The following is a 24,949-nucleotide window of genomic DNA, read 5'->3' as shown; positions in this document are numbered from 1 at the left end:
AATGCTGTTGTTAAAAGGAGCAGGCATTATATTAGTGCTGGCGGCAGTCGTTTTTGTACTGATGGGAATTTTTCTGAAGCTTGCCGCCTTCATATTTGTCAGTATATTGGCCATTATCGCCGCAGTTATTTTATTCACCATTTTGAGCAGACATCATCGCAACGAAACATAGAGTCCGAAGAGGGCTCTTTTTTTAAACCGCAAATTCGACAAAATACAGGGATTATGGAAGAATAAAAGAGAAGGATACTGCGGAGGGGAAAACAGTGGATGAAAAAACAACGGCGGTAAGAGAAATATACCGCTATGAAAAAGGGGTATTAACAAAAACGGCAGATCGGATGGTATCAGAGTATCCATTGACTGTCATGGTGAACGGGCAGGAATTTGTTACGCTCGTCTGCACGCCCGACCACTTAGAGGAACTCGTTATCGGATTTCTCGCGTCAGAAGGCGTCATTCGTTTTGAAAAAGAGATCAAAAGCTTTACGATAGATGAAAGTCTCGGATTTGCATATGTGGAGCTGACGAATCCCGAAGTGCTTGAGCAAAAAGACTATACGAAGAGAGTGATCGGTTCATGCTGCGGGAAAGGCCGCCATTTTTACTTTCAGCAGGATGTAAAAACGGCCAAAACCGCCGTCAGCCGCATCACTATAACTCCTGAAACGTGTCTTCGCCTCATGAAGGAGATGCAAAGCGAAAGCGGCACATTCCAGGAAACGGGCGGCGTCCATAATGCGGCGCTGTGCGATACGGAAAAGATGCTCTTCATGAGGACGGACATCGGGCGCCACAATGCGCTGGATAAGCTGTACGGCAACTGCCTGAAAAACGGAATGCCGGTCCGTGACAAGCTGATTGTCTTCAGCGGACGGATTTCCTCAGAGGTTTTATTGAAAGCCGCAAAAATCGGCGTGTCGATTGTCATTTCAAAATCGGCGCCGACGGAGCTTGCGCTGCAAATGGCGGAAGAGCTGAACATGACGGCGATAGGCTTTGTCAGAAACGGATCGTTTAACGTATACACACATCCTGAACGGGTTGAACAATAGAAAGGGGTCTTGGGGCTTATGAATACAGAAACGCGCCGCGTGTCAGACAAAAGGGAAAGGCCGCTCAGGGATCTCCGTATCTCTGTAACCGACCGCTGCAATTTCAGATGCACGTACTGTATGCCAGCCGAACTGTTCGGACCGGATTATCCATTTCTGCAAAAGACGGAACTGCTCTCATTTGAAGAGCTTGAACGGCTTGCCAAACTGTTTGTCGGCCGCTTCGGCGTTGAAAAAATCAGGCTGACGGGCGGGGAGCCGCTGATGAGAAAAGATATGCCTGAATTGATCAAAAAGCTTTCGCGCATCCCGGGGCTTAACGATATTGCGATGACGACGAACGGCTCTCTGCTTCCCGTGTATGCGGAAAAGCTGAAGCAGGCGGGGCTGCATCGCGTGACCGTCAGCCTTGATTCTTTAGAGGATGAGCGGTTTAAGGCCATTAACGGCCGCGGCGTCTCGGTGAACAAGGTGCTCGAGGGCATTGAAGCGGCAAAAGCAGCCGGACTCGGTGTGAAAATCAATATGGTTGTTCAAAAGGGCGTCAATGAAAAAGACATCCTGCCGATGGCCCGCTATTTTAAAGAAAAGGGTCATATTCTTCGGTTTATTGAATTTATGGATGTCGGCAATACAAATCAATGGAATAAAAAAGACGTCATCACGAAGGCTGAGATCATTGATCTGATCAATCAGCACATGCCGGCGGAGCCGATAGAAGCGAATTATAAAGGAGAGGTCGCTTCCAGATTCCGCTATCTCGACGGTTCCGGCGAAATCGGGGTGATTTCCTCCGTCTCGGATGCATTCTGCGCCTCCTGCAACAGAGCGCGTCTGTCGGCAAGGGGCGAGCTTTTTACGTGCCTGTTCGCTTCTAGCGGCTTCGATGTGCGGAAGCTTGTGCGCGGCGGCCTGACTGATGACGAATTGACGGAATCCATCGCCTCTGTCTGGAGAAATCGCACGGATCAGTATTCAATTGACCGCGCGCTTTCTAAAACAGATGGGAAAAAGAAAGTGGAAATGTCGTATATAGGCGGATGAATAAAGGCTTGCCCGAACAAGGGCAGGCTTTTTTATTCAAATGAAGCTCCGGCCTGTTCAAAAAAAACCGATGCCGGCCGAAATATATGATAGGAATTTTGATGCAGGACGATCAAGTTATTCAATTCCAAAGCCATACAATATGTTAAAATATAACCAATAGAAATTAGAAAAGGTTGTGAAAGGGGCATGACCGCATACGAGATTCCGTCATCTCAAGTTGGAGTCAAGATCAACAAATGGTACAAGCACATTTTAGCGTTTCAAGCGGCTGATGCCATAAAGCTGAAAGAGGAAATTGATGAGGATATACAACGTATGGAGGAAGACCAGCTGCTGCTGTTATATTACCAGCTGATCAGCTACCGCCATCATATTATGCTTGATTACGTCAAGCCGGATTTCACCGAACAATCTCAAATTCAGTACAGCGAGCTGCAAAAGACGATCGAAAGCACGGACAGCATATCGGGACTGTCCGAGTATTATTTTCATTTGTTCAGAGGAATGTATGAGTTCGATCAGAATAACTATGTTGCGGCTATTTCTTTTTACCGGAAAGCGGAAAAACTCCTTTCATTTGTCGAGGATGATATAGAGAGGGCGGAATTCCATTTCAAGATGTCTGAAGTGTTTTACGTCATGAAGCAGACTCATTTCTCCATGAATCACGGGATTCAGGCGCTGGATACATATATGAAACACGATTTTTACAGAGTGCGGAGAATACAGTGCCATTTCGTCATCTCAGGAAACTATATCGACTGCAAAAACTACGACAAAGCGCTTGAGCATTTAGACGAAGCGCTCCGCCTTTCTTTGCTTGAAGGACAGCCCCGCCTGATCGGGTCTTCGCTTTACAATCTGGGGAATTGTTATTCTGAAAAGCGTGATCTGGCTGAAGCGGCCCGTTATTTTAGAAAAGCGGTGCCCGTTTTTGAAGAACATCAGCTTGAACAGCTTCCGAAGGCGCTGTTCAGCTTAACACACACCCTTTTCAGGCTGCGTGATGACGAAGCGGCCCTTACTTATTATGAAAAAGGGGTCACGATCGCGAAAGAACGCGGCGACCGATTCAGTTTAGAGAAATATAAGTTTTTACAAGCGCTTTACCTGGAATCCCTCAATATGGACTTAATCCATGAAGTGTTTGACTATATGAATGAAAAATCGCTGTATGTGTATATTGAAGATTTCGCCTTGGAGGCTGCCATATACACAAGCGCCCATGAGCAATATAAAGAAGCGGCGTATTTTTATGAAAAAGTGATTCACATGAGAGAAAACATTCAAAAAGAACAATGTTTATACGATATATAAATTTTCTAACCATCTGATCGGCAGATGGTTATTTTTTTATGCACATTATGAGGTTTGATCATTGAAGAAATCGGAAAAATCGCAAAAGAGGGAAAAACGGACGATTGAAAGGAGGGATTTGTTGTTCGGATTTAATGATATGATAAAGTTTTTCGTATCCTTTCTCATCATTTTACCGATGGTGTCTGTCATCCATGTGTCAGGCCACAGCTTTATGGCAATGCTGTTCGGAGGCAAGGCGTCATTGGATATCGGTATGGGGAAACGTTTTTTAAAAGTGGGGCCGATTCAGGTGCGGCGTATCTACTTTATAGATTCTTTTTGCCAATTCGGCGAATTGCGGATAGATAACCGTCTGACGAGCGCGCTCGTCTATTCCGGAGGCTGTCTGTTTAATCTCGCTTCTATTTTTATAATAAATCTGCTGATCATGAAAGATGTTCTCGAGCCAAACTTATTTTTTTACCAATTTGTCTATTTTTCAACGTATTATGTATTCTTTGCCCTTCTGCCGGTCAAACACGGGGATAATAAGCTGTCAGACGGATTGGCCGTTTACAAAGTGCTCCGCTACGGGGAGCGCTGTGAAATCAATAATTGAGAGTTTACATGTTTGCGATAATGCTGAAAGGGAAGAAAACAAGTACACAGAACAAAAAAGGAGCTGAAGAGATATGAGTCAAGATAACGGGTTAAAAGACAAAGTAAAAGGCGGCATGAACAAAATGAAAGGGGAAGCGAAGGACAAAGCAGGTGACATGGCAAACAAGTCCGACTTAAAAGCGGAAGGTAAGAAGGACAAAGCGAAAGGCAGCCTGCAAAAGGGTGTCGGCGAAACGAAAGATAAACTCAGTGACGATTAATTTGATATCGAAACAAAGCAAAAGCCCAAAATATTTTGGGCTTTTTGTTATGAGAAATGACAAAAATTCCAGTTCGTTTGGTTAATATTCACTAACTTTTTAAATATTCTATAAATTTTACGATAATTTCTTTATAATATTCACAAAGAATGTGATCTCTCTTCACATTTGATTAAACGTTTGTTTTAAAAAAATAAGAAATCTGGAATTTCTGCAAAAGGAATCAGGCTGTTCACCGTCGAATACTTTTTATCACTTAACATTTCATGAGGTGAAGGGGGTGGTAACCGCCTGCATCGTCTCGGTATGACCATGTGGATTGCGTTTGACTATCACTAAGGGGGAATACAGATGAAACTGACACCGGTTGAACAAGAAAAATTGCTTATTTTCACAGCGGGAGAGCTCGCAAAACAGCGGAAAGAGCGCGGCGTTCTGCTGAATTATCCTGAAGCTGCCGCATATTTGACCTGTTACCTGATGGAAGGCGCCAGAGACGGAAAAAGCGTTGCTGAGCTGATGGAATCCGGCCGCAGCGTATTGACGGAAAAAGACGTTATGGAAGGCGTTCCGGAAATGCTGGACAGCATTCAGGTGGAAGCGACGTTTCCGGACGGGGTCAAGCTTGTCACCGTTCATCAGCCGATCAAAGCGGAGGTGAAGTCATGAAGCCGGGAGCCATTCAAGTCGCAAAGGGGACCATCACTATTAACGAAGGCCGAAAGACGCTGGAGGTATCAGTCACCAATCATGGAACGCGGTCAGTGCAGGTAGGGTCGCATTTTCATTTTGCAGAAGCCAACGGCGCTCTGTCCTTCAATCGGGAGAAAGCAATCGGCATGCGTCTTGACATCCCGTCAGGCACCTCAGTCCGTTTTGAACCGGGAGAAGAGAAAACCGTCACACTCGTGGAAATCGGAGGACGAAAAACGGTCAGAGGCCTGAACGGCATGGCCGATACGTATATGGATGAGCGGGGAAAAGAAAAGACTCTGTCGAATCTTAAAAAAGCCGGATGGATGGAGGAAGCGATCCGATGAAAATGTCACGTGAGCAATACGCAGAGCTGTTCGGACCGACAACGGGAGACAAAGTCAGACTCGGAGATACGGATTTATGGATTGAAGTCGAAAAAGACTTCACGAATTACGGAGAAGAAATGATTTTCGGCGGAGGAAAAACAATCCGGGACGGCATGGGGCAAAACGGCCGTATCACAGGGAAAGACGGAGCGCTTGACCTGGTCATCACAAACGCCGTCGTCCTGGATTATACAGGGATCGTCAAGGCGGATATCGGGGTGAAGGACGGCCGGATTGTCGGCGTCGGGAAAAGCGGCAACCCGGATATTATGGATGGGGTGGACCCGCACATGGTCATCGGCGCCGGAACAGAAGTCATTTCCGGCGAAGGAAAAATCGTAACGGCTGGCGGCGTTGATACGCACATTCACTTCATCTGCCCGCAGCAGATGGAAGTCGCGCTTTCTTCAGGCGTGACCACGCTTCTGGGCGGCGGAACGGGCCCTGCGACGGGAAGTAAAGCGACGACCTGTACATCCGGCGCATGGTACATGGCGAGAATGCTGGAGGCGGCTGAGCAGTTTCCGATCAATGTCGGCTTTTTAGGGAAAGGGAATGCCTCTGATAAAGCGCCTCTCATTGAACAGACAGAAGCCGGCGCGATCGGCCTGAAGCTGCATGAAGATTGGGGATCAACGCCAAGCGCCATTAAAGCGTGCATGGAAGTCGCGGATGAGGCGGATATTCAGGTGGCGATCCACACAGACACGATTAATGAAGCGGGCTTTTTAGAAAATACGCTTGATGCGATCGGCGACCGGGTTATCCATACATATCACATAGAGGGAGCCGGCGGAGGCCATGCACCTGATATTATGAAACTCGCTTCTTACGCCAATATTCTGCCGTCCTCTACGACGCCGACGATTCCGTATACGGTCAACACGATGGACGAGCATCTTGATATGATGATGGTCTGCCATCATTTAGATTCAAAAGTCCCTGAAGACGTGGCGTTCAGTCATTCACGCATCAGAGCGGCCACCATCGCGGCGGAGGATATTCTGCACGATATCGGCGCGATCAGCATGACATCATCTGACTCGCAGGCGATGGGCAGGGTGGGAGAAGTGATTATCCGGACATGGCAGGTTGCCGATAAAATGAAGAAGCAGCGGGGCGCTCTTTCAGGAGAAAGCGGCAATGATAATGTGCGCGCCAAACGCTATGTCGCCAAATACACGATCAATCCTGCCGTCACTCACGGCCTGAGTCATGAAGTCGGTTCCGTTGAAAAAGGAAAGCTCGCTGACCTCGTATTGTGGGATCTGGTTTTCTTCGGCGTCAAACCTGAACTTGTGCTCAAAGGGGGCATGATCGCCCGCGCCCAGATGGGAGACCCGAATGCTTCCATTCCGACGCCTGAGCCTGTGTTTATGCGCCAGATGTACGCATCCTACGGGAAAGCAAACCGCAATACGTCTATTACATTTATGTCCCAGGCTGGTATCGCAAACGGCGTACCGGAAAAGCTCGGGCTTGAAAAAATGATTTCCCCCGTACGGAATATCCGCAAGCTGAGTAAGCTCGACATGAAGCTGAATGACGCGATGCCGAATATACAAGTCGATCCGAAAACCTATCAGGTGTTCGCCGACGGTGAAGAACTGGCATGCCAGCCTGTCAGCTATGTTCCGCTCGGACAGCGTTATTTCTTATTTTAATCCCTCTCCGGCCGGTTTCCGCCGGCCTATTTACACCTCTATTGTCAACTTGATTTCATCCTGCCGCGTATTTTAGTGTATATTAATAATTGAAAAACAAATGAAATGTAACCATTGTGGTTACACCGGTGGTGAAAAACATGATTAACAGCCGTCTTGCTGTGGCCATTCACATTCTTTCGCTGATCTCAACGGATGAACGGGCATCGTCAGATATGATTGCGGACAGCGTAAACACCAATCCCGTCGTAGTGCGGAGAACGATCAGCCAGCTGAAAAAAGCAGGTCTTCTGACATCCCGGGCAGGTGTTGCGGGAGCCAGCCTGAAAAAAGATCCCTCGGAGATTACCCTCTTAGAGGTTTACAGGGCGGTACAAAATAAGGAAGAGCTTTTTGCGGTTCACGACAATCCGAATCCGGACTGTCCGGTCGGCAAAAATATTCAGCACGCGCTTGATGAGACGTTCGGAAGCGTACAGCGGGCAATGGAGAATGAACTGGCGAACAAATCTCTTTATGATGTAATGAATCATCTCTTTTGTTAAAAAGAGATGGCTTCATGCCGTCAAGAGTGTAACGAAAATGGTTACAGGGAATAAGGAGGGATAGAACGGGAAGAGCCTTTATGATAGAAGCGAAGGAACGCAGGCATGAAATGACAGCCATCGGAGACATGTATCAAACGTAAAAGATCAAGAGGCTGCGGTTTTGGCTCCATATTGGGAGTCCAACTAAAAGACCGTCGCCTCTTAGCACTCACAATCATAATGATTTTAAAATTTCTCAAGGAACGATCAGCAGCCCGTTAGCTGCCCCTGATTAAAGATAATGTGTTACCACACTGTTACGTTAGAACTCCCGCTGCTTTGGTATCCCTCTGTCGCTAAGACTTGGTAAGACCAATTACTGCCCAGATTCATTCCATGACTCTTCCATGCGTTAACATGATTGCTGAAAGTGATTGTAGCGTTGCTTCCAGTTGGTCTCTTTGTCTGACGGACACTCCAGTACTGCGTAAAAGTAGTGTTATCGCCATCAATGGAAGGTGCGTTATAACGTGTCGTTGTATAGATGTCATATGTACCTCCATCACTTTTTACAGTACCTTTATACGCTCCGGTAGGTCTGTAAGTACCCCATGAATCCACTACATAATATTCGATGAGAGGTGATCTCGTCCAGCCATATAAAGTCAAATATCCATTGCCATTCGGCGCCCAAACTCCGGCATTATAGTTTATGGTTCTGAATGGGGAACCTGTCGTCCAGCCTTTACCAACAACGAAATTTCCGGTATTGGACCAATTAACACTGTAATTCCCGCCAGACCCATTGACAGCGTTTACGATTCCGCCTCCATCAGTCCAATTTTGCCAGTAGTCTGTGCCGGCTGCAGACGCGGTTGACGAAAACAAGCTAATACCCATTAAAGCTGTCGTTAATCCAACTAAGAACTTCTTTTTAAATTTAAACATATGTGACCTCCTATAATATTTTTTCTGACTTTGACGTGAGGCAGCACCCGTATATATTTAAAACTTTCTTAAAGACTAACGCCAAAGCTTTTGACCGCTCCCTTCAATATCATATCACGAATGCATAAGTGAAGATTATGAGTATTTGTAATTTAATTACAAAGGCCCAAAAAATACATTATGGGCGGTCCTGTTCCGCCATAGCCTTATTCTTTTTGCGCAGAATCACAATTCTTGTTTCTGAATCTGACGGAGTCATCTGTCATGTTTTACTTTGTATTCGATATAAGAGGGGATTTAATCGCCGATACCTGCAGAGGAATGGCCAGCCTCGTTAAAGGGCAATAATGGAGCTGCAAGCCGGATAAGAAAAAATCCCGGGCTCACGCGCCGGGATTTTTAATATGTATTTGCATCAATGTTATCAAACATACCGTCAACAATGCCGAATGTCATGAGGACAATGAAGAGAATGATGCCGAGAACGGACAGGCCGATCGTTACAATGAGGTAGATCCCCTGCATTTTCACGAATTTTGCGTAATTCTCCAGCATATGTTCCTCTGTCAGTTCATTGAACTGTTCCGCCATCTGTCCCGCTTCTTTTGCCGAGCGCATCAGAAAAATGCCGGCAATAATCTGCAAAACGCCGGGAATGGCTCCGATTAAGAAGAAAAACGCACCCCCCAGCGCCGCAAATGCGCCCATAATAATGAATAAAATACCTGTCGCTTTTCCCCATTTCGAAATAGAAATAAGCGAACGGTTCACTGATTCAGGTTTCAAAACATGGCACTCCTTTACAAAAAAATACTCACTTTTCATTTATACACTATTCGGTCATTCTTTTGAATATAAAATGTGTTTTTTCCTGCCGTGTATCCGTTTCTATATGATAAAATTCCCGGGAGGCACCCGGGAATTACAAAATCGGCGACAGAAGCCTTGAAACCGATTCTTTAATGCGGATCCACAGCGAACGCTCCTGATATTCTTCATACGTATATTTTCTGGAGACGAGCAGATCTTCTTTAAATGAGGAAATGAGCTTTTTCGCGATGGTGACGTCATAAATAAAGGCGTTGACTTCAAAATTAAGCCTGAAGCTTCTGACGTCGATATTCGCGGTACCGACAGAAGCCGTCTCATCATCGACGACAATCGTTTTCGCATGAATAAAGCCGTTATCGTAAATGTAGACCGAGGCCCCGGCTTTCAAAAGATCGCCTATGTAAGATAAAGTCGCCCAGTAAACGAAAGCGTGATCCGGTTTGTTCGGGATCATGATTTTGACGTCGATGCCTGACAGACAGGCGATCCTGAGGGCGTCTAGAAGACTGGAGTCAGGAATAAAGTAAGGCGTCTGAATCAGGATCGACCGTTTGGCCGTTGAGATCATCTTGATATAGCCGTTTTTTATTTGTTCCCATTCTGAATCCGGTCCGCTTGTGACAATCTGCATCCCGACATTGCCCTTCGGCTTGCATTCCGGAAAATGATTCGGAACGTAAGTGAGCGTATGGTGATGGGAGGCTTGGTTCCAATCGAGGATAAACCGTGTCTGAATGGCATGTACCGCCGTACCTTGAAGCCTGAGGTGCGTATCCCGCCAATAGCCGAATTTCGGATTCAGGCCGAGATATTCATCTCCGACGTTAAAGCCGCCGACATAGCCGGTTTCGCCGTCAATAATCACGAGCTTGCGGTGATTCCGATAATTGAGCCGCAAATTAATCGGCCGAAGCCTGGAAGGAAAGAAGACTTCCACATGGCCGCCGGCGTCCCGAAGCGGTTTGAAGAATTTTTTTCTGAGTGATCGTGAACCGAGTTCATCATATAACACTCTGACCTTTACGCCTTCCCGTGCTTTTTTCACTAAGGCGTCACGCAATTTTTTTCCCAGCTCATCACCTTTATAAATATAGTATTGAAGGTGAATGTGATCTTTTGCGTTGGAAATGTCCTGCATTAAACGTTTGAACTTATCGCGCCCGTCCGTTAAAATCTCAACCGAATTATCCTCTGTAAAAACCGCGTGGTTGTTCATGACAAGCATATAGATGAGATCTTTATTATCCACGGTCGCCCTGTTGTTAAATTGGAATTGCCTCGACTTCAGATCTTTCAGCTGAGACTTCAGCAGCTTTTCAATCCCGATCTTTTTACGGTCTTCCCATTGAAACAGGTGCTTGCGTCTCAGGTTATGGCCGAATAACAGGTATAAAATAAACCCTAAAATGGGAATAAAAAAAAGAACCAAGAGCCAAGCCCATGAAGCGCTGGCGTCGCGTCTTTCTTTGAAAATCATGATGACGGCCAAAAGTATATTTAAAACGAAAAAAAATCCGAATAAAATAAATGAAATGCTCACTTTGCAACCCCGCTATATCATATTTATCAAGACTGTGCCCATTAGTATTCCGACAAGTGCAGCAATCTGATTCCCATTTCAAATTATAACATTGACATTTTAAAAGAATAAAGAGCCGGAATCAAAGATGGATGCAGTTTTCTTTCAAAGAAAGTTCCGGGTGCGGTAGAATAAGCATATATGAAAAAGAAGACAAAAATGACAGCAAAGGGGAGAGGGTATGAAGCTGGAACATGCGGAACAATTGCCGGGATTCATAAAAAAAGAAATTCAGAAAATACAAATCGCTATCGCACCGCTGATGAAAAAAAGCATCATTTACCGTTTTCTCGCTTTCCCGCTCGCCGCTTTTAGTCTGTTTCATCTGGCATCGCTTTTGATTCAGGCCCCTTCCGGGAGAGGAGCCCTCGTGTCGGCCGGCATTTTTGCACTCCTTGCGGCTCTGGGTCTTGCGTTTTTCAAGGAAGCCGGCTACCAGCGGAAACAGGTGCAAAAAACGATCCGCCTGTATATGCTGAACAGAATCAGAAAAAGCAATATTCTGTCCGAGGAACGGAAAAGCGCCTATACCCGATTGGTAGCGGAGGAGCCGTCTGCGATGAAAAGCTTTATTGAATTCTTAACAGAAGAAGACCGGAAAAAAGAAATGCTGTATTAAAAAAGAGCTGACGCGCGATCAGCTCTTTTTGTCATTCAAACACAGGGTTGTTCTCATAGTAATATGAATCAGGCGCGTCATACGTATCAGTGCTGTGGTAAGCCACAATTCCGATGACAGCGAAAATGACGAATAAAATAAAAGCGATAATGCCCAATGCCACACTCGATACTGCGTAAAAAAACTGCATTTTGATAAAGGATGCGTAATGTTCGAGCATATTTTCTTCCGCGTTTTCTTCTGATTCTTCCTGAAGGGCGGCTGCGGCTTTTGCCGAGCGCATCAGCATGACGCCGGAAATGATGAGCAAAACACCCGGTATGGCTCCGAGCAGCGTCACAATGGCTGACAGGGCGGAAAGAGAGCCCGTAATGATAAGAAACACGGCGGTGATTTTTCCCCACTTGGCTATGTCAGCAAGGGAACGGGCTTTTTTATTGAGCGGCTGGTTACCGTCTTTTTCTTCTTTATCGATGCTGATCATGACAGTTCTCTCCCTAAAATGTTCAAGTCATATCGTTTTCCGTCCATTTCGGCGATACCCGGGAATACGCCCCATTCGGTAAAACCGAATTTTTCAAACAGCTTAATGCTCGGCACATTATGGCCGAAGATAAAAGCCATCAGATTACGGATGCCGATTTTCGGAGCCATCTCAAGGGCTTCTTTCAGCAGAAAGCTTCCCGCTCCTTTGCCCCTGCAATCCTGATGCAGATAAATACTGATCTCCGCCGTTTTGTCATAGGCCGGACGGCCGTAAAACGTTTCGAAGCTGATCCAGGCCGCCACTTTTCCGTTTTCATCTTCCGCGACCATCAGCGGGCGCCTGTCCGTGTGCCGCAAAAACCAATCCATCCGGTCTTCGGGCGTCACTTCTTCCGTATCAGCCGTTACCATCCGTGAGGCGATCGTCGAGTTGTATATAGCCACAACCGCATCTAAATCTTCCAATACGGCTTTGCGCAGGGTCAAATTCATATTCCGGGATCTCCCTTCACATTTCATTACATAATTATGAGCAATCTGCACATACTACTTCCAAAAAAGTTTTTTTATGATGTGTATATATTTTCAGAAAAGTGTTCAGAATGTTGCTGAGGTGATGAACAAATGAGAGAGGAAGAAAAGAAAACTTCTCAAGTCAAAAAACTTCAGCGGTTCTTTCGCAAACGCTGGATATTCCCTGCAATTTACTTAGTCAGTGCGGCCGTCATTTTAACAGCTGTCCTTTGGTATCAATCCGTTTCAAATGATGTGAAGGACAATCTGACGAATAACGGCGGAAACTCCGCGTATGACAGCGGCAAAGACGATGCCGTCGAAGTAGGAAAGTCAATGGAAAACGTCGCAATGCCGGCTGCTCATTCTGAAAATGTTTCTGTTGTGAAAAAGTTTTATGAAACGAATGCCGCAAAAAAAGAGAAAGAAGCAGCACTTGTTAACTATAATAACACGTACAGCCTAAGTAAAGGAATTGACTTAGCTGAGAAAGACGGAAAATCATTTGACGTTTCCGCTTCTCTGAGCGGTACGGTTGTGAAAGCTGCTAAAGATCCGGTACTGGGATATGTGGTTGAAATTGAACACTCAGACGGCCTGTCTACTGTCTATCAGTCTCTATCTGAAGTCAGCGTCGATCAGGGCGACAAAGTGAAGCAGAACCAGGTTATCGGAAAATCAGGAAAAAACCTTTACAGTGAAGAAAGCGGAAATCACGTGCACTTTGAAATCCGCAAAGACGGCGTAGCAATGAATCCGCTGAACTTTATGGACAAACCGGTAACATCTATTGAAAAAGCGGCAGCTGAAGAGAAAAACGCTGTAACAGAAGAAACGGAAGGGGCTATTCAGCAGTCTTCCGAGAAAAAAGATGTGACGCCTAAACAAGAAACCGAGGAAAAACCCGGCGGTAAAGAAGACGGCACAAAAGACAAGACAGATGGTAAAGATGACGGTTCAATGAAAGATTCAGGCAAGTAACTGTGATCCCTAAGCGCCTATCAGCTCTGATAGGCGCTTTTCATTTTGTCTCATATGCCTTTATACTAATAGAAAACGAGGGAGATGCTGAATGAATAAATGTCTGGCGGCGGGATGGCTCGTCTTTATTTTCATTTCTGCTTTGACTGAAAGCTTTCACGATATGATTGTGACGCAGACGATGGCCTTCCGTTTCACGCCCCATCCGGATGCATCCGGTTTCTTTGTGTTCGATATGGCGGAGCTCACCGTACCTGAAGCGGTGATTCAAAAGCTCGGGCACGCGTTTTCCTTTTTTGTGCTCACCTGTTTGTTTTTCAGGGAGCGCAGACGCATGAAGAGGGCGGTGCTCTATGCATTGGCCGCCGCCTTCCTGACAGAAATCGTCCAGCTCTTTTTCGGCAGAAACGGCTGTCTCCGTGATGTGCTGATTGACAGTCTCGGCATTGCTGTATTCTGTGTTTTACAAAGGAAAAAACATACCGCCAAACATACAAAAACCGGCAGTCTGTGAAAGACGCCGGCTTTTTTTTATATATGATGGTTTGTCGATTTGTTTTTATGAACGATACTTTCGTAGATTCGCACGATCAGGTCGACAATCGGACGAAGCACATTTGAAAATCTGAACAGCAGGAATCCGACAACGAGGGAAACGATAATGCTTCCGAGTACATCAATCGGATAATGGTGGCCGACCCAAATTCTTGAGAAGCCGGTCAAAAGGCCGAAAATCACCAGCGGCCAGCCGAGTTTTTTGTTGCGGAACAGAATCGCAATTGAAATGGCCAAAGCGCCTGTCGTATGGTCACTCGGAAAAGAAGCATCCGCGGCATGAGGGATCAGCGTATGAACCGTATGATCGACAAAGGGGCGCGGCTCGATATAGATTTTTGTGATGATGTAGTTGACGATAAGCGCTGCAATACCGGTAAAGCCTGCGTACAGAGCGTTTTGTCTGCCTTTTGTGTTTCCAAACAGCCACATGGCAAGCAGGAAAAGGGCGTAGGCGTAAAGGGCGTATTCCGTTATAAATACCATGATAGAGTCGAGAATGGCACTATGGTGCGACAAACCATTGATCGCTTTAAACAGTTCGTAATTCACAAATATCACCTTTTATCTTTATTTTATATGAACAGTGTAATGCTTTTTTCTATGAGACACAATTGGTATTAAAAATAATTATAAAAAAGTAAACAGAATGAAACGTGACTGTATTACTGTGCGTCAAGTATGAGGGAAAAGAATAGCCGAAGGAGTTTTGTCCGTTGCTGAAACGTTTGAAAAACGCCGATCTGCCGCTTGTGTTTGTCATCATGCTGCTTTGCGGATTCGGTTTGTTAATGGTGTACAGCGCCAGTGATGTGATGGGGTCTCAGCGATACGGAGATCCATCCTATTTCTTCCATAAACAGAGAACCTCTTTGCTGATCGGAATATGCTTATTTTTATTTGCAGCCTGTCTGCCGTATAAGCGCTATGCCCGGCTTGTACCGCTGTTTGTGGTCGGATCACTGGTGTTGCTGCTGCTCGTATTGATACCGGGAATCGGGCTGGAGCGGAATTTTTCCCGCAGATGGCTGGGAGCGGGGCCGCTTGTCATACAGCCGTCTGAATTGGCGAAGATCGCGATGATTTTGTATTTCGCTGCGATTTACACGAAAAAGCAGCCGTACATTCATCAATTTGTGAAGGGGGTTCTGCCGCCTTTAGTCATTTTGGGAACCGCTTTTCTGCTGACATTGGCGGAGCCTGATTTAGGAACGGCTTCCTTAATTCTGGCGGCGTGCGGGTCAATTTTATTATGTGCCGGCTTGAAAAAGCGCCATTTGCTTGTGCTCGGCGCAACGGCGGTGTCGGGAGTCGTTTATCTCGCATTTTCTGCTTCCTATCGTGTGAAGCGGCTTGTTTCCTTTACCAATCCGTTTGGTGACGCGAACGGGGATGGCTATCAGCTGATTCAATCTTATTTCGCCATTTCCGGAGGCGGATTTTTCGGAAGAGGACTTGGGAACAGTGTTGAAAAAATGAATTACCTGCCTGAGGCGCATACTGACTTCATTATGGCTGTGATCAGCGAAGAACTGGGGATATTCGGTGTTCTGATCGTTTTGGGATTATATTTCGCGTTAATGCTTCTCGGCGTAAAAACAGCCATGCGTGCTGATGATCCGTTCGGGAAGCTTCTCGCCATCGGAATTACGTTCCAATTGATGTTTCAGGTTGTATTGAATTTGGGAGCGATGAGCGGACTCCTCCCGGTTACGGGTGTGCCGCTTCCGTTTATCAGCTACGGCGGTTCTTCATTGATTATGACACTGTTTTTGTGCGGCATACTGGTCAATATCAGTACATATTCAAAAAAACAAACCGTACGGCATAAGCGGCCTGTCCCGCATGAAAAAAAGGCTTCTTCTTTTTAATGAAGCCCGAAAAAAAACGCCCGGGACATGCTGTCTCCGGGCGTTCTGTATGTTTATAAAGCTCCTGGTCCTTCTTCTCCGGTGCGGATATTAATCGTGTTTCCGATTTCATAGACAAATATTTTGCCGTCGCCGGGCTCTCCCGTTTTCAGCACTTTTTTCGCCGTTTCCACCACTTGATCAACGGGGACCTTGCTGACAACGATTTCCACTTTCAGCCGTTCATACACATTGCTTTCAATTTTGACTCCGCGGTACAGTTCGGTGTGGGCTTTTTGAAGGCCGCAGCCGTGTACGTTGGAGAAAGTCAGCGATGTGACTCCGATTTTACCGAGTTCCTGCTTCAATGTTTCAAACTTAGCCGGACGCGTAACGATTTCTACCTTGAACATTTGACCGCTCATCTAAGTCACTCCTCACTTTATAAGTCCTGATATGCCTTTTCCCCATGCATCGTTAAATCAAGCCCGAGTGATTCTTCTTCTTCACTGGCGCGGAGGGGAATGAACAGACCTACAATTTTAATGATAACGAAAGTGACAATAAATACAAATACATAGGTTGCCGCAATGGCCGCAATCTGTTTCCAAAGCAGTCCCGGATCGCCGTAAAACAGCCCATTTGCCCCGCCGTCATTGACGGAAGTGGTGGCGAATAAACCGGTCGCGATGCCGCCCCATGTCCCGCCGATTCCGTGCAGGCCGAAAGCGTCAAGCGCATCATCGTATCCGAAAGTCTTTTTGAGCCAATACACGCCCCAAAAGCAGACAAGCCCGCCGATAAAACCGATCACGATAGAAGAAAACGGCGTAACGAACCCGGCAGCCGGCGTAATGGCGACAAGTCCGGCGATAGCGCCTGATACAGCGCCCAGCATAGTCGGTTTCTTGTTCAGCATCCATTCGATTAAAATCCAGCCGATAATTCCGGCCGCAGCTGCGGTGTTTGTATTAATGAAAGCAAACATCGCGATACTGTCAAGCGTCAGAGCGCTGCCGACATTGAAGCCGAACCATCCGAACCAAATGAGCGCCCCGCCCAAGAACGTATAAATTAAGTTGTGAGGAGAAGCCGCCGTGCCGTCCTTGCGTTTCCCGAGGACAATCGCCAGAACGAGTCCGGCAACTCCGGAAGAGATGTGAACAACATTTCCGCCCGCGAAATCAAGGGCGCCCATTTGGCCGATCCAGCCGCCGCCCCATACCCAGTGCGCAACAGGTGTATATACGAGGGAAACCCACAAAAAGGAAAATAAAAGAAAAGCACTGAATCTCATGCGTTCAGCGAATGCTCCGGAAATAATCGCCGTCGTCAGGACTGCAAATGTCATTTGGAACATCATGAACAATGAATGCGGGATCGTATCACTGTAGCTTCCGGGGTCAAAACCGATTCCCTTCAGCCCCGCCCATTCAATGCCGCCAAGCCATGTATTGCCGGGAGCAAAAGCAAGTGAATATCCGTACAAAACCCAAACGACGGATACGATGGCAATGGAAGAAAAACTGTGCATCGCCGTGCTGAGTACATTTTTGCTTTTTACCATTCCGCCGTAAAATAAAGCCAGCCCGGGGGTCATCAGCCACACGAGTAAAGCGCAAAAGAACATAAATACTGTATCGCCCATCTGCATGTTGTATTCCTCCGTCTCATTCAGAATGTAATTGTGATTAATTCATTATTATAGAGAAAAAAGAATGATAAAACATTTTCGTGTAAGGTTATCTGACATGGTTTTTTGCGTTCATCATGTCGCTTTTCAAATGAACGTCATGTGACTTTATATCCATAAAAAGAGCATCGGAGCACGGAAGAAGAAATCCTGTCCGGGAAAGAGTAAAATAATCGGGGTGAGAAACACTAACTGCATCAGGAGGAATTGAATATGACAACTTTGAATCTGCAATTTGAAAAAACGGCTTTGGTCCTTATTGATTTACAAAAAGGCATTGTGCCGATGGATAAAAGCGGGGCCGTTGTGCCAAACGCGAAAAAATTAATTGATGTGTTTCGGGAAAAAGGCGGTTTTATCAGCTTTGTGAACGTTGATTTTCATGACGGGGCTGATGCGCTGAAGCCGCTGACGGATGAAGGGGCGGCGGGCCATTCGGCTCCGGCGGCGGATTGGGCTGAATTTGTGCCTGAAATCGGAGTGAAAGAAGATGATTATACGGTGACAAAACGGCAGTGGGGCGCGTTTTTCGGCACGGATCTGGATCTTCAGCTCAGAAGACGGGGAATCGACACGATTGTATTATGCGGGATTGCGACAAACATCGGTGTGGAAAGCACGGCGCGGGAAGCTTTTCAGCTCGGGTATCAGCAGGTTTTCGTGACTGACGCGATGGCGACGTTCAGCGATGAACAGCATGAAGCGACACTCAAGTTTATCTTCCCGAAAATCGGCAGAAGCCGGACGACGGAAGAATTTATCGCACAGACAAAATGACAATCTCCAAAAAAAGCCGCGTTCTGTTTTTGACAGCCGTGGCTTCGGGGACGATGCTGAACCCATTGAACTCGTCGATGATTTCTCTTGCGCTTCACAGTATTCAGCATGAATTTCACCTGTCGTTTACAACGGTGTCCTGGCTGATATCGTCCTTTTATCTGGCCAGTGCGGTGGCGCAGCCTGTTACCGGAAAGCTCGGTGATATGCTCGGCAGGAAGAAGCTGTTTTTGATCGGGCTTCTGCTTGTTGCCGTCTCGGCCGTCGGCGCGCCGTTTGCGCCGACTTTCATGACGTTGTTAATGATGAGACTGTTTCAATCGATCGGAAGCAGCGCGATATATCCGTCCGGCGTCGGGTTGATCCGTTCGAATATACAGGAGAAGCAGGCGTCGGCGCTTGCCGTCCTGTCGATCTTTGCATCAGCTATGACGGCGCTCGGTCCGACGCTCGGCGGTTTTCTGATCGTTTGGGGAGGGTGGCCCGCGATCTTTTTCGTCAATCTGCCGTTTATCATTCTCAGCTTTTTTCTCGGGATGTATATGTTTCCGAAAGATGAAAAGCGCGAGATCGGCGGCTTGAAAGCCGTGCTCCGCCAGCTTGATACGATCGGGATACTCCTGTTTGCCGGGGCGATTATTCTGCTTTTGTCATTTTTGTTGTCCTTCAGTACGAAGCCTCACTATACAGAAGGCGTATTCGGGCTTTTGTTTGTCGGGCTGTTTATCTGGCGCGAGCTGAAAACGGAGAAGCCGTTTATTGATGTCAGGCTGTTTAAAACGCATCGGAAACTATCGTCGGTGTATATTCAATTTATTCTGCTGAATATATTCTTTTACTGCATCTTTTTCGGACTTCCGAGCTATTTTCAGGATGAAATGCATTTGTCCGTCCAGACAAGCGGAATGATTATGCTGTTTATGTCAGGCATGAGCATTCTGGTGTCGCCTTTGACCGGAAAATGGATAGATAAGAAAGGGGTTCTTCAGCCGATTGTTGCCGGAACCTGCCTGACCGCGATCGGGGCTGTTCTGTTAACGTTCTTTTTCCTTCAGGCGCCTATGATAGGAAAGGGGCTGATTCTGTCCGTGCTGGGTGTCGGTTACGGCTTCGGCAATGTGACGTTTCAGGCGGCCATGCTGAAAACAAGTCCAGCAGACATGGTCGGAACAACGTCCGGCCTGTTTCAGACCTGCCGGTATCTCGGTTCGATTTTATCTTCCGTCATTTTGGGCATTCTTTTCGGGAAAGAAATAACCGCCGGCCATTTTCATATGCTCGGCACGATTCTTATCATTGTCGGCGCCGTAAGCCTTTTGATGGCGTTCCGGTTTTCGGTTCTTCTCAAAAAGGCCTCTTAACAGCCGCATCAAAAAGAGACGGGTACTTCCCGTCTCTTTTTTTATGTGCAATGTGCTCAAAAATCAAAACGAAAATTGTCGATAGCGCCCAATGTTATTTACGGAATTTTCAGTTATATTCTTTAACATGGTATGTGAGGAAACCGTACATACAGGAGGGTGAAGATGAAAAAACCAACGAATGATCGGCTCAGCAACAAAGATTTACTGCCTTTAGAAGAAGGAGAACGGACATGGAAAGCGGTGAATTTTGCATCTATCTGGATGGGCTGCATTCATAACATCCCGACCTATGCGACTGTAGGCGGGCTCATTGCGATCGGCCTTTCTCCATGGCAGGTGCTCGCCATTATCGTGACAGCATCACTCATTTTATTCGCCGCTCTCGCCTTAAACGGACATGCCGGAACGAAATACGGGCTTCCCTTTCCGGTCATCATCAGGGCTTCTTACGGAATATACGGCGCAAACATTCCGGCGCTTCTCCGGGCGTTTACGGCCATTATGTGGCTCGGAATTCAAACATTTGCCGGAAGCACGGCTTTAAACATTCTGCTGCTGAACATATGGCCGGGCTGGGGAAGCCTCGGCGGAGATTGGAATATATTCGGGCTTCATCTGCCGGGCTTTCTGTCGTTTATTTTCTTTTGGGGCATTCATCTGCTTGTGCTGAGGCACGGCATGGAATCGATCAAAAAATTTGAAGTGTGGGCGGGTCCGCTTGTTTATCTCGTATTCGGCGGCATGGTCTGGTGGGCGATAGATATTGCCGGCGGGCTCGGTCCGATTTACTCGCAGCCAGGAAAATTTCATACCTTTTCTGAAACGTTTTGGCCGTTTGCGGCGGGAGTAACGGGCATTATCGGAATATGGGCGACATTGATTCTGAATATTCCTGACTTCACCCGGTTCGCCGCGTCGCAAAAAGAACAGATCCGCGGCCAGTTTTACGGCCTGCCGGGAACGTTTGCCCTGTTTGCGTTTGCAAGCATTACAGTGACATCCGGATCACAGGTTGCATTCGGGAAACCAATTTGGGATGTGGTGGAGATTTTGGCCCGGTTTGATAATCCTTTCGTTATCGCTCTTTCGGTCATCACACTCTGCATCGCCGCCGTCTCGGTCAATGTGGCGGCAAACATCGTGTCACCGGCCTATGACTTGGCGAATGCCCTGCCTAAATATATTACGTTCAGAAGGGGAGGGTATTTGACCGCCGTTCTGGCCCTGTTCACAATACCGTGGAAGCTGATGGAGAGCGCCACGAATGTATATGCGTTTCTCGGACTCATCGGCGGGATGCTCGGACCGGTAGCCGGGGTGATGATGGCTGATTATTTTCTCATCAGAAAAAGACAGCTTTCAGTTGAAGACCTTTATTCGGAAAACGGACAGTACACTTATTACAAAGGCTATAATTACCGGGCTTTTGCCGCGACCTTTCTCGGCGCGTTTATTTCCTTAATCGGGATGTACGTCCCGGCGTTCGCCGGCATCTACGATATTTCCTGGTTTGCGGGTGTGATTGTGTCATGTCTCGGTTATACGGCGCTTATGTATTTCCATCCGCCTTATGCGAAAGCGGCGGGACAAATGGTGCGGGAAAGAGCGGCAGAATAAAAAAAGCCGGGGGCTGCCCCCGGCTTTTTGTCATATCAGTCTGCGATTGAAACGTTTCCGTCCGCTTCAAGCGGCGTTCTTTTTTTCTGGCTCCAGCCATACAGAAGTAAAGCAATCAGGACGAACAGCCCCGCTGCCAGATAAATCGAATGGAATCCGGCCGAAGCGACGAAGAGGCCGAATACATAGGACCCGCCGGCAATCCCGCTGTCAAAGAAAGTGAAGAAGGTAGCCGTTGCGAAGCCTGAACGGTGTCCGGGCGAGTTCTGAATCGCCAAAGTCTGCATACACGGTACGATAGAGCCGTAGCCGAGACCGATGACGGCGCCTGATAAGAGAAGCATGAGGGCGCTGTTTGTCATTGCCAGCATGCAAAGCCCTGCGGAAAACACGATAATCGACGGGTAGATGACGATTCCCGGTCCGATTTTGTCAAACAGCTTTCCTGTGAAAGGACGGGCTGCCATCATCGTCACGGCGAAACAGACGAAGAAATAGCCGCTGACATCCAACAGATGGATCGTCTTTGCATAAACAGATAAATATGAAGTCACACTTGAATAACAGAAAGAAATGGACAACCCGACAATCGCGATTTTAAGCGCGCCTTTTTCAAACATGTCGGAGAAAGAAAAACGGAAGACAGTCGTTCCGCTGTTGTTTTGATCCGGCACGCGAATCATGAAAGCAATTAACAAGCCTAAAGAAACAAACACGGCGAAAATCGTAAAGAAAACCGGGAATGAAATGACTTTCACAAGGCTCAGTCCGAGAAACGGACCGATCGCCATGGCAAGGTTCATAGACATCGCGAAATAGCCGAGTCCCTCGCCGCGCCGCTTGGCGGGAATAAGGTCAGCGGCAATTGCACCCGTGACCGTCGTTAAAATGCTGAACCAGATGCCTTGGAAAAAACGCAGTCCGAGCAGCAGATAGAAATTGTGTATCGGCAAATACAGATAAGAAGACAGGGCGAACAGCGCCAGAGATACAATCGTCATTCTTTTCTTGCCGAACCGTTCAATAATCGACCCTGAAAAAGGACGGGTAATAATAGCAGATAACAGGAACAGGCTGATCAAAAGCCCTCCTTGCGATTCACTGCCGCCAAGCTCCTGAATCATATAAATAGGCAGCACGGCCAAAAATGTATAAAAGAACACAAAGACAAATAAATTCACGAGTACGACCATAATAAAATCTTTGGTCCAGATCGAGTCAGATTTACTCAAAAGTACAGCACTTCCCTTTCTTTTTTATTTCGTTAAAAACACATTCAGAAACTCAGAAAAAGCTTCCTTATCTCCATCTTGGAAATCCGCAAGCATGTCTTCCTCGAACTTCAGCATCTCTTGATTGATGCAGTCGTATTTCAATTCAGCTTCCTTCGTCAAGACGACGAGCTTTTCCCGCTTGTCTTCTCCCTGTTCCCGCTGAATCCAGCCGTTTTCTTCAAGGCGTTTGATCGTTCTGGTAACGGTCGGCGCCTCCACATTCAGATAGGACCAGATTTCTTTTTGGGTCATCGGTCCGATCGTTTTCAAGCAATATAGGATTGACCATTGAGAGGAGTACAGGCCGAATGGTTCCAGCCGCTCATTGGCTTTCTTCGTAATCAGGCGGGCGCATTGATTGATTTGATGAATGAGGCGTCTGTTGACGGGGATCATTTCCGTTCTCCTTTTCAAAAAACTTACCTAAGTAACTAATTGCGCTGTTTCATTCTACAGCAGGATCGCGCGGATGTAAAGCCCCCCGTTCAAAAAGCAGAAAATTGCGATCCGTCCCTTGTCCTTATTGAGTTTTTAGCATATTCCCAATTCATTGCTAATACACTGTTACAAACCTATCAAAGAGAGTGTTTGAGGTGAGGGATCGTGGGCATATTTCAAAAACCTTCTTATATAATCGGACAACAAAGAAGCTGCATCATCAGTGAATCTGTTACAGAATACGGATCTCATTTCACACTTCTCACATCCAACTGGGGAGGTCGAGTGGTGTGCACGATTACATCAAAGAGCGAACAATCAAGATTGGCAAGTATATCGTGGAGACGAAAAAAACCGTTCGTGTCATTGCGAAAGAGTTTGGTGTTTCCAAAAGTACCGTACACAAAGATCTGACAGAGCGCCTGCCTGAAATCAATCCTGACTTGGCGAATGAAGTAAAAGAAATACTCGATTATCATAAATCCATCAGACATTTAAGAGGAGGAGAGGCGACAAAATTAAAGTACAAAAAAGATGAAATTCTAGAAGGGGAGCCCGTTCAGCAGCCGTAGCGTCTGACGTCTGCCGGCTCCCTTTTTTTCCTCCGGGCGGTTTCGCGAATATCCGCAAAATTTTGTCAAGAACTTATCTCGTTCAGCAGCTTTTTTTTGATAAATTATGATAATATATATAATTAGGGCACAATGTGGATATTTTACTGTGAAACAGATATCAAGGAGGATATAAATAGATGTTTGCAAGGGATATTGGAATTGACCTCGGTACTGCAAATGTACTGATCCATGTAAAAGGAAAAGGAATTGTTCTGAATGAGCCGTCCGTTGTGGCGCTTGATAAAAACAGCGGCAAAGTGCTGGCGGTCGGCGAAGAAGCCAGACGAATGGTTGGACGTACACCTGGGAACATTGTTGCGATCCGTCCGCTGAAAGACGGCGTAATCGCAGACTTCGAAGTAACAGAAGCCATGCTGAAACACTTCATTAATAAACTGAATGTAAAAGGACTTTTCTCAAAACCGCGTATGCTGATCTGCTGCCCGACGAATATTACGTCCGTTGAGCAAAAAGCGATTAAAGAAGCCGCAGAAAAAAGCGGCGGAAAGCATGTGTACCTTGAAGAAGAACCGAAAGTTGCCGCTATCGGCGCAGGTATGGAAATCTTCCAGCCGAGCGGTAACATGGTTGTTGACATCGGAGGCGGTACGACGGATATCGCAGTTATTTCTATGGGCGATATTGTCACCTCCTCTTCTATTAAGATGGCTGGGGACAAGTTTGACATGGAAATCTTAAATTATATCAAACGCGAGTACAAGCTGCTGATCGGTGAGCGTACCGCTGAAGATATTAAGGTGAAGGTCGCAACGGTTTTCCCAGACGCACGTCATGAAGAAATCACCATTCGCGGCCGTGACATGGTTTCCGGTCTGCCGAGAACGATTACAGTAAACAGCAAAGAAGTGGAAGAAGCCCTTCGTGAATCAGTTGCCGTCATTGTGCAGGCTGCCAAGCAGGTTCTTGAAAGAACACCGCCTGAATTGTCCGCTGATATCATCGACCGCGGCGTCATCATTACCGGCGGGGGAGCGCTTTTAAACGGACTTGACCAGCTTCTTGCCGAAGAACTGAAGGTGCCTGTTCTTGTCGCTGAGAATCCGATGGATTGTGTTGCGGTCGGAACCGGCGTCATGCTTGATAACATGGACAAGCTTCCAAAACGCAAACTGAGCTGATCATAAAACCTCATTCTTGAAAAAGAATGAGGTTTTTTCTGTAAAACCCTTCACGAAAGGGAATGTAAATCCGATAATAAGAAAAAATGCTGATCTTCATTATAGAACAAATGTTC

General features: G+C 46.7%; 29 protein-coding genes. 19 read left to right on the top strand and 10 right to left on the bottom strand.

Features of this window, described 5'->3' with window-relative positions; all coding sequences use genetic code 11:
• Positions 1-7 precede the first annotated feature (7 nt).
• The 10 genes from AD710_RS19795 to AD710_RS06060 all read left to right on the top strand — a co-directional run bounded on the left by AD710_RS19795 (position 8) and on the right by AD710_RS06060 (position 7,573).
• The gene (locus AD710_RS19795; RefSeq protein WP_007407587.1) at positions 8-172 is read left to right on the top strand and encodes a hypothetical protein; all 165 of its coding nucleotides are present in this window, start codon (positions 8-10) and stop codon (positions 170-172) included.
• Between the two features lie 94 nt (positions 173-266).
• Positions 267-1,055: a formate dehydrogenase accessory sulfurtransferase FdhD gene (gene fdhD, locus AD710_RS06100; protein WP_049627565.1), complete on the top strand. Its 789-nt coding sequence runs from the start codon at positions 267-269 to the stop codon at positions 1,053-1,055.
• A gap of 18 nt (positions 1,056-1,073) precedes the next feature.
• The gene (moaA, locus tag AD710_RS06095) at positions 1,074-2,099 is read left to right on the top strand and encodes a GTP 3',8-cyclase MoaA (RefSeq protein ID WP_049627564.1); all 1,026 of its coding nucleotides are present in this window, start codon (positions 1,074-1,076) and stop codon (positions 2,097-2,099) included.
• Positions 2,100-2,288: 189 nt separating this feature from the next.
• The gene (locus AD710_RS06090; protein ID WP_016937656.1) at positions 2,289-3,419 is read left to right on the top strand and encodes a response regulator aspartate phosphatase; all 1,131 of its coding nucleotides are present in this window, start codon (positions 2,289-2,291) and stop codon (positions 3,417-3,419) included.
• Between the two features lie 121 nt (positions 3,420-3,540).
• Positions 3,541-4,020: a hypothetical protein gene (locus tag AD710_RS06085; RefSeq protein WP_016937657.1), complete on the top strand. Its 480-nt coding sequence runs from the start codon at positions 3,541-3,543 to the stop codon at positions 4,018-4,020.
• A gap of 73 nt (positions 4,021-4,093) precedes the next feature.
• Positions 4,094-4,282 (top strand): CsbD family protein, encoded by a 189-nt coding sequence (locus AD710_RS06080; RefSeq protein ID WP_016937658.1) that lies wholly within the window; start codon positions 4,094-4,096, stop codon positions 4,280-4,282.
• A gap of 351 nt (positions 4,283-4,633) precedes the next feature.
• Positions 4,634-4,951, top strand: coding sequence for an urease subunit gamma (ureA, locus tag AD710_RS06075; RefSeq protein ID WP_016937659.1), 318 nt, complete (start codon positions 4,634-4,636; stop codon positions 4,949-4,951).
• Positions 4,948-5,322, top strand: coding sequence for an urease subunit beta (gene ureB, locus AD710_RS06070; RefSeq protein WP_016937660.1), 375 nt, complete (start codon positions 4,948-4,950; stop codon positions 5,320-5,322). Before ureA ends, ureB begins: the two co-directional genes overlap by 4 nt.
• Positions 5,319-7,028: an urease subunit alpha gene (gene ureC / locus AD710_RS06065; protein ID WP_049627563.1), complete on the top strand. Its 1,710-nt coding sequence runs from the start codon at positions 5,319-5,321 to the stop codon at positions 7,026-7,028. Before ureB ends, ureC begins: the two co-directional genes overlap by 4 nt.
• Before the next feature lie 140 nt (positions 7,029-7,168).
• Positions 7,169-7,573: an Rrf2 family transcriptional regulator gene (locus AD710_RS06060; RefSeq protein ID WP_016937662.1), complete on the top strand. Its 405-nt coding sequence runs from the start codon at positions 7,169-7,171 to the stop codon at positions 7,571-7,573.
• Positions 7,574-7,861: 288 nt separating this feature from the next.
• On the opposite strand, the gene xynA is transcribed toward AD710_RS06060, so the two are convergent.
• The 3 genes from xynA to cls form a co-directional block, all read right to left on the bottom strand.
• A complete protein-coding gene (xynA, locus tag AD710_RS06055; RefSeq protein ID WP_016937663.1) occupies positions 7,862-8,503 on the bottom strand; it encodes an endo-1,4-beta-xylanase XynA in 642 nt (213 codons plus the stop codon).
• 399 nt (positions 8,504-8,902) lie between these two features.
• Positions 8,903-9,289 (bottom strand): DUF5362 family protein, encoded by a 387-nt coding sequence (locus AD710_RS06050; protein ID WP_045926366.1) that lies wholly within the window; start codon positions 9,287-9,289, stop codon positions 8,903-8,905.
• Positions 9,290-9,425: 136 nt separating this feature from the next.
• Positions 9,426-10,874 (bottom strand): cardiolipin synthase, encoded by a 1,449-nt coding sequence (gene cls / locus AD710_RS06045; protein ID WP_049627562.1) that lies wholly within the window; start codon positions 10,872-10,874, stop codon positions 9,426-9,428.
• A 220-nt stretch (positions 10,875-11,094) separates the two neighbouring features.
• On the opposite strand from cls, the gene AD710_RS06040 reads away from it, so the two are divergent.
• The gene (locus tag AD710_RS06040; RefSeq protein WP_016937666.1) at positions 11,095-11,532 is read left to right on the top strand and encodes a DUF5392 family protein; all 438 of its coding nucleotides are present in this window, start codon (positions 11,095-11,097) and stop codon (positions 11,530-11,532) included.
• Between the two features lie 31 nt (positions 11,533-11,563).
• Here the strand turns inward: AD710_RS06040 and AD710_RS06035 are convergent, their stop codons facing one another.
• Positions 11,564-12,016, bottom strand: a complete 453-nt coding sequence (locus AD710_RS06035; protein ID WP_049627561.1) for a DUF5362 family protein — start codon at positions 12,014-12,016, stop codon at positions 11,564-11,566.
• On the bottom strand, positions 12,013-12,504 hold the full coding sequence (locus AD710_RS06030; protein ID WP_095241277.1) for a GNAT family N-acetyltransferase: 492 nt from the start codon (positions 12,502-12,504) through the stop codon (positions 12,013-12,015). The genes AD710_RS06035 and AD710_RS06030 overlap by 4 nt, the downstream gene beginning before the upstream one ends.
• A 138-nt stretch (positions 12,505-12,642) precedes the next feature.
• Here AD710_RS06030 and AD710_RS06025 point away from each other — a divergent pair, with 138 nt between their 5' ends.
• Positions 12,643-13,512, top strand: a complete 870-nt coding sequence (locus AD710_RS06025) for a stage II sporulation protein SpoIIQ (RefSeq protein WP_045926369.1) — start codon at positions 12,643-12,645, stop codon at positions 13,510-13,512.
• Positions 13,513-13,603: 91 nt separating this feature from the next.
• Complete coding sequence (locus AD710_RS06020; RefSeq protein WP_049627560.1) at positions 13,604-14,026, top strand: VanZ family protein; 423 nt, start codon at positions 13,604-13,606, stop codon at positions 14,024-14,026.
• 17 nt (positions 14,027-14,043) lie between these two features.
• On the opposite strand, the gene AD710_RS06015 is transcribed toward AD710_RS06020, so the two are convergent.
• Positions 14,044-14,619, bottom strand: coding sequence for an undecaprenyl-diphosphatase (locus AD710_RS06015; RefSeq protein ID WP_047475852.1), 576 nt, complete (start codon positions 14,617-14,619; stop codon positions 14,044-14,046).
• Between the two features lie 164 nt (positions 14,620-14,783).
• Between AD710_RS06015 and ftsW the strand changes: the two genes are divergently transcribed.
• Entirely contained in the window at positions 14,784-15,938 is a 1,155-nt protein-coding gene (gene ftsW, locus AD710_RS06010; RefSeq protein WP_045926372.1) for a putative lipid II flippase FtsW, read from the top strand.
• Positions 15,939-15,991: 53 nt separating this feature from the next.
• Here the strand turns inward: ftsW and AD710_RS06005 are convergent, their stop codons facing one another.
• Positions 15,992-16,342 carry a P-II family nitrogen regulator gene (locus tag AD710_RS06005; RefSeq protein WP_003151222.1) on the bottom strand — a complete coding sequence of 117 codons (351 nt, stop codon included), beginning with the start codon at positions 16,340-16,342 and terminating at the stop codon, positions 15,992-15,994.
• Positions 16,343-16,359: 17 nt separating this feature from the next.
• Positions 16,360-17,571 (bottom strand): ammonium transporter, encoded by a 1,212-nt coding sequence (locus tag AD710_RS06000; protein ID WP_016937674.1) that lies wholly within the window; start codon positions 17,569-17,571, stop codon positions 16,360-16,362.
• A 252-nt stretch (positions 17,572-17,823) separates the two neighbouring features.
• Here AD710_RS06000 and AD710_RS05995 point away from each other — a divergent pair, with 252 nt between their 5' ends.
• The 3 genes from AD710_RS05995 (at position 17,824) to AD710_RS05985 (ending at position 21,368) form a co-directional block, all read left to right on the top strand.
• Positions 17,824-18,387 (top strand): isochorismatase family protein, encoded by a 564-nt coding sequence (locus AD710_RS05995; RefSeq protein ID WP_049627559.1) that lies wholly within the window; start codon positions 17,824-17,826, stop codon positions 18,385-18,387.
• The gene (locus AD710_RS05990) at positions 18,384-19,748 is read left to right on the top strand and encodes an MFS transporter (RefSeq protein WP_045926374.1); all 1,365 of its coding nucleotides are present in this window, start codon (positions 18,384-18,386) and stop codon (positions 19,746-19,748) included. Before AD710_RS05995 ends, AD710_RS05990 begins: the two co-directional genes overlap by 4 nt.
• A gap of 165 nt (positions 19,749-19,913) precedes the next feature.
• The gene (locus AD710_RS05985; protein WP_045926375.1) at positions 19,914-21,368 is read left to right on the top strand and encodes an NCS1 family nucleobase:cation symporter-1; all 1,455 of its coding nucleotides are present in this window, start codon (positions 19,914-19,916) and stop codon (positions 21,366-21,368) included.
• Between the two features lie 35 nt (positions 21,369-21,403).
• Here the strand turns inward: AD710_RS05985 and AD710_RS05980 are convergent, their stop codons facing one another.
• Both AD710_RS05980 and AD710_RS05975 read right to left on the bottom strand, forming a co-directional pair.
• Positions 21,404-22,600 (bottom strand): MFS transporter, encoded by a 1,197-nt coding sequence (locus AD710_RS05980; protein WP_045926376.1) that lies wholly within the window; start codon positions 22,598-22,600, stop codon positions 21,404-21,406.
• Between the two features lie 24 nt (positions 22,601-22,624).
• Positions 22,625-23,038, bottom strand: coding sequence for a MarR family winged helix-turn-helix transcriptional regulator (locus AD710_RS05975; RefSeq protein ID WP_016937679.1), 414 nt, complete (start codon positions 23,036-23,038; stop codon positions 22,625-22,627).
• A 332-nt stretch (positions 23,039-23,370) separates the two neighbouring features.
• Here AD710_RS05975 and spoIIID point away from each other — a divergent pair, with 332 nt between their 5' ends.
• Both spoIIID and mbl read left to right on the top strand, forming a co-directional pair.
• Complete coding sequence (gene spoIIID, locus AD710_RS05970) at positions 23,371-23,652, top strand: sporulation transcriptional regulator SpoIIID (protein ID WP_003151236.1); 282 nt, start codon at positions 23,371-23,373, stop codon at positions 23,650-23,652.
• A gap of 179 nt (positions 23,653-23,831) precedes the next feature.
• Entirely contained in the window at positions 23,832-24,833 is a 1,002-nt protein-coding gene (mbl, locus tag AD710_RS05965; protein ID WP_016937680.1) for a cell shape-determining protein Mbl, read from the top strand.
• The last annotated feature ends 116 nt before the right edge of the window (positions 24,834-24,949 follow it).

It is taken from the genome of Bacillus sp. JFL15, from assembly GCF_001184225.1.
Taxonomy (GTDB): Bacteria; Bacillota; Bacilli; order Bacillales; family Bacillaceae; genus Bacillus; species Bacillus siamensis.
The sequence above is the reverse complement of the archived record's forward strand: the minus strand, read 5'-3'. Positions and strand labels throughout refer to the sequence as shown.

Coding starts and splice junctions, on each gene's coding strand:
- moaA (WP_049627564.1), top strand. CDS start 1,074: ATGAATACAGAAACGCGCCGCGTGTCAGACAAAAGGGAAAGGCCGCTC.
- AD710_RS06020 (WP_049627560.1), top strand. CDS start 13,604: ATGAATAAATGTCTGGCGGCGGGATGGCTCGTCTTTATTTTCATTTCT.
- AD710_RS06060 (WP_016937662.1), top strand. CDS start 7,169: ATGATTAACAGCCGTCTTGCTGTGGCCATTCACATTCTTTCGCTGATC.
- AD710_RS05990 (WP_045926374.1), top strand. CDS start 18,384: ATGACAATCTCCAAAAAAAGCCGCGTTCTGTTTTTGACAGCCGTGGCT.
- AD710_RS06080 (WP_016937658.1), top strand. CDS start 4,094: ATGAGTCAAGATAACGGGTTAAAAGACAAAGTAAAAGGCGGCATGAAC.
- AD710_RS06090 (WP_016937656.1), top strand. CDS start 2,289: ATGACCGCATACGAGATTCCGTCATCTCAAGTTGGAGTCAAGATCAAC.
- AD710_RS06035 (WP_049627561.1), bottom strand. CDS start 12,016: ATGATCAGCATCGATAAAGAAGAAAAAGACGGTAACCAGCCGCTCAAT.
- AD710_RS06000 (WP_016937674.1), bottom strand. CDS start 17,571: ATGCAGATGGGCGATACAGTATTTATGTTCTTTTGCGCTTTACTCGTG.
- AD710_RS05975 (WP_016937679.1), bottom strand. CDS start 23,038: ATGATCCCCGTCAACAGACGCCTCATTCATCAAATCAATCAATGCGCC.
- AD710_RS05985 (WP_045926375.1), top strand. CDS start 19,914: ATGAAAAAACCAACGAATGATCGGCTCAGCAACAAAGATTTACTGCCT.
- mbl (WP_016937680.1), top strand. CDS start 23,832: ATGTTTGCAAGGGATATTGGAATTGACCTCGGTACTGCAAATGTACTG.
- ureB (WP_016937660.1), top strand. CDS start 4,948: ATGAAGCCGGGAGCCATTCAAGTCGCAAAGGGGACCATCACTATTAAC.
- ureC (WP_049627563.1), top strand. CDS start 5,319: ATGAAAATGTCACGTGAGCAATACGCAGAGCTGTTCGGACCGACAACG.
- AD710_RS06040 (WP_016937666.1), top strand. CDS start 11,095: ATGAAGCTGGAACATGCGGAACAATTGCCGGGATTCATAAAAAAAGAA.
- AD710_RS05995 (WP_049627559.1), top strand. CDS start 17,824: ATGACAACTTTGAATCTGCAATTTGAAAAAACGGCTTTGGTCCTTATT.
- AD710_RS06025 (WP_045926369.1), top strand. CDS start 12,643: ATGAGAGAGGAAGAAAAGAAAACTTCTCAAGTCAAAAAACTTCAGCGG.
- xynA (WP_016937663.1), bottom strand. CDS start 8,503: ATGTTTAAATTTAAAAAGAAGTTCTTAGTTGGATTAACGACAGCTTTA.
- ureA (WP_016937659.1), top strand. CDS start 4,634: ATGAAACTGACACCGGTTGAACAAGAAAAATTGCTTATTTTCACAGCG.
- AD710_RS06005 (WP_003151222.1), bottom strand. CDS start 16,342: ATGAGCGGTCAAATGTTCAAGGTAGAAATCGTTACGCGTCCGGCTAAG.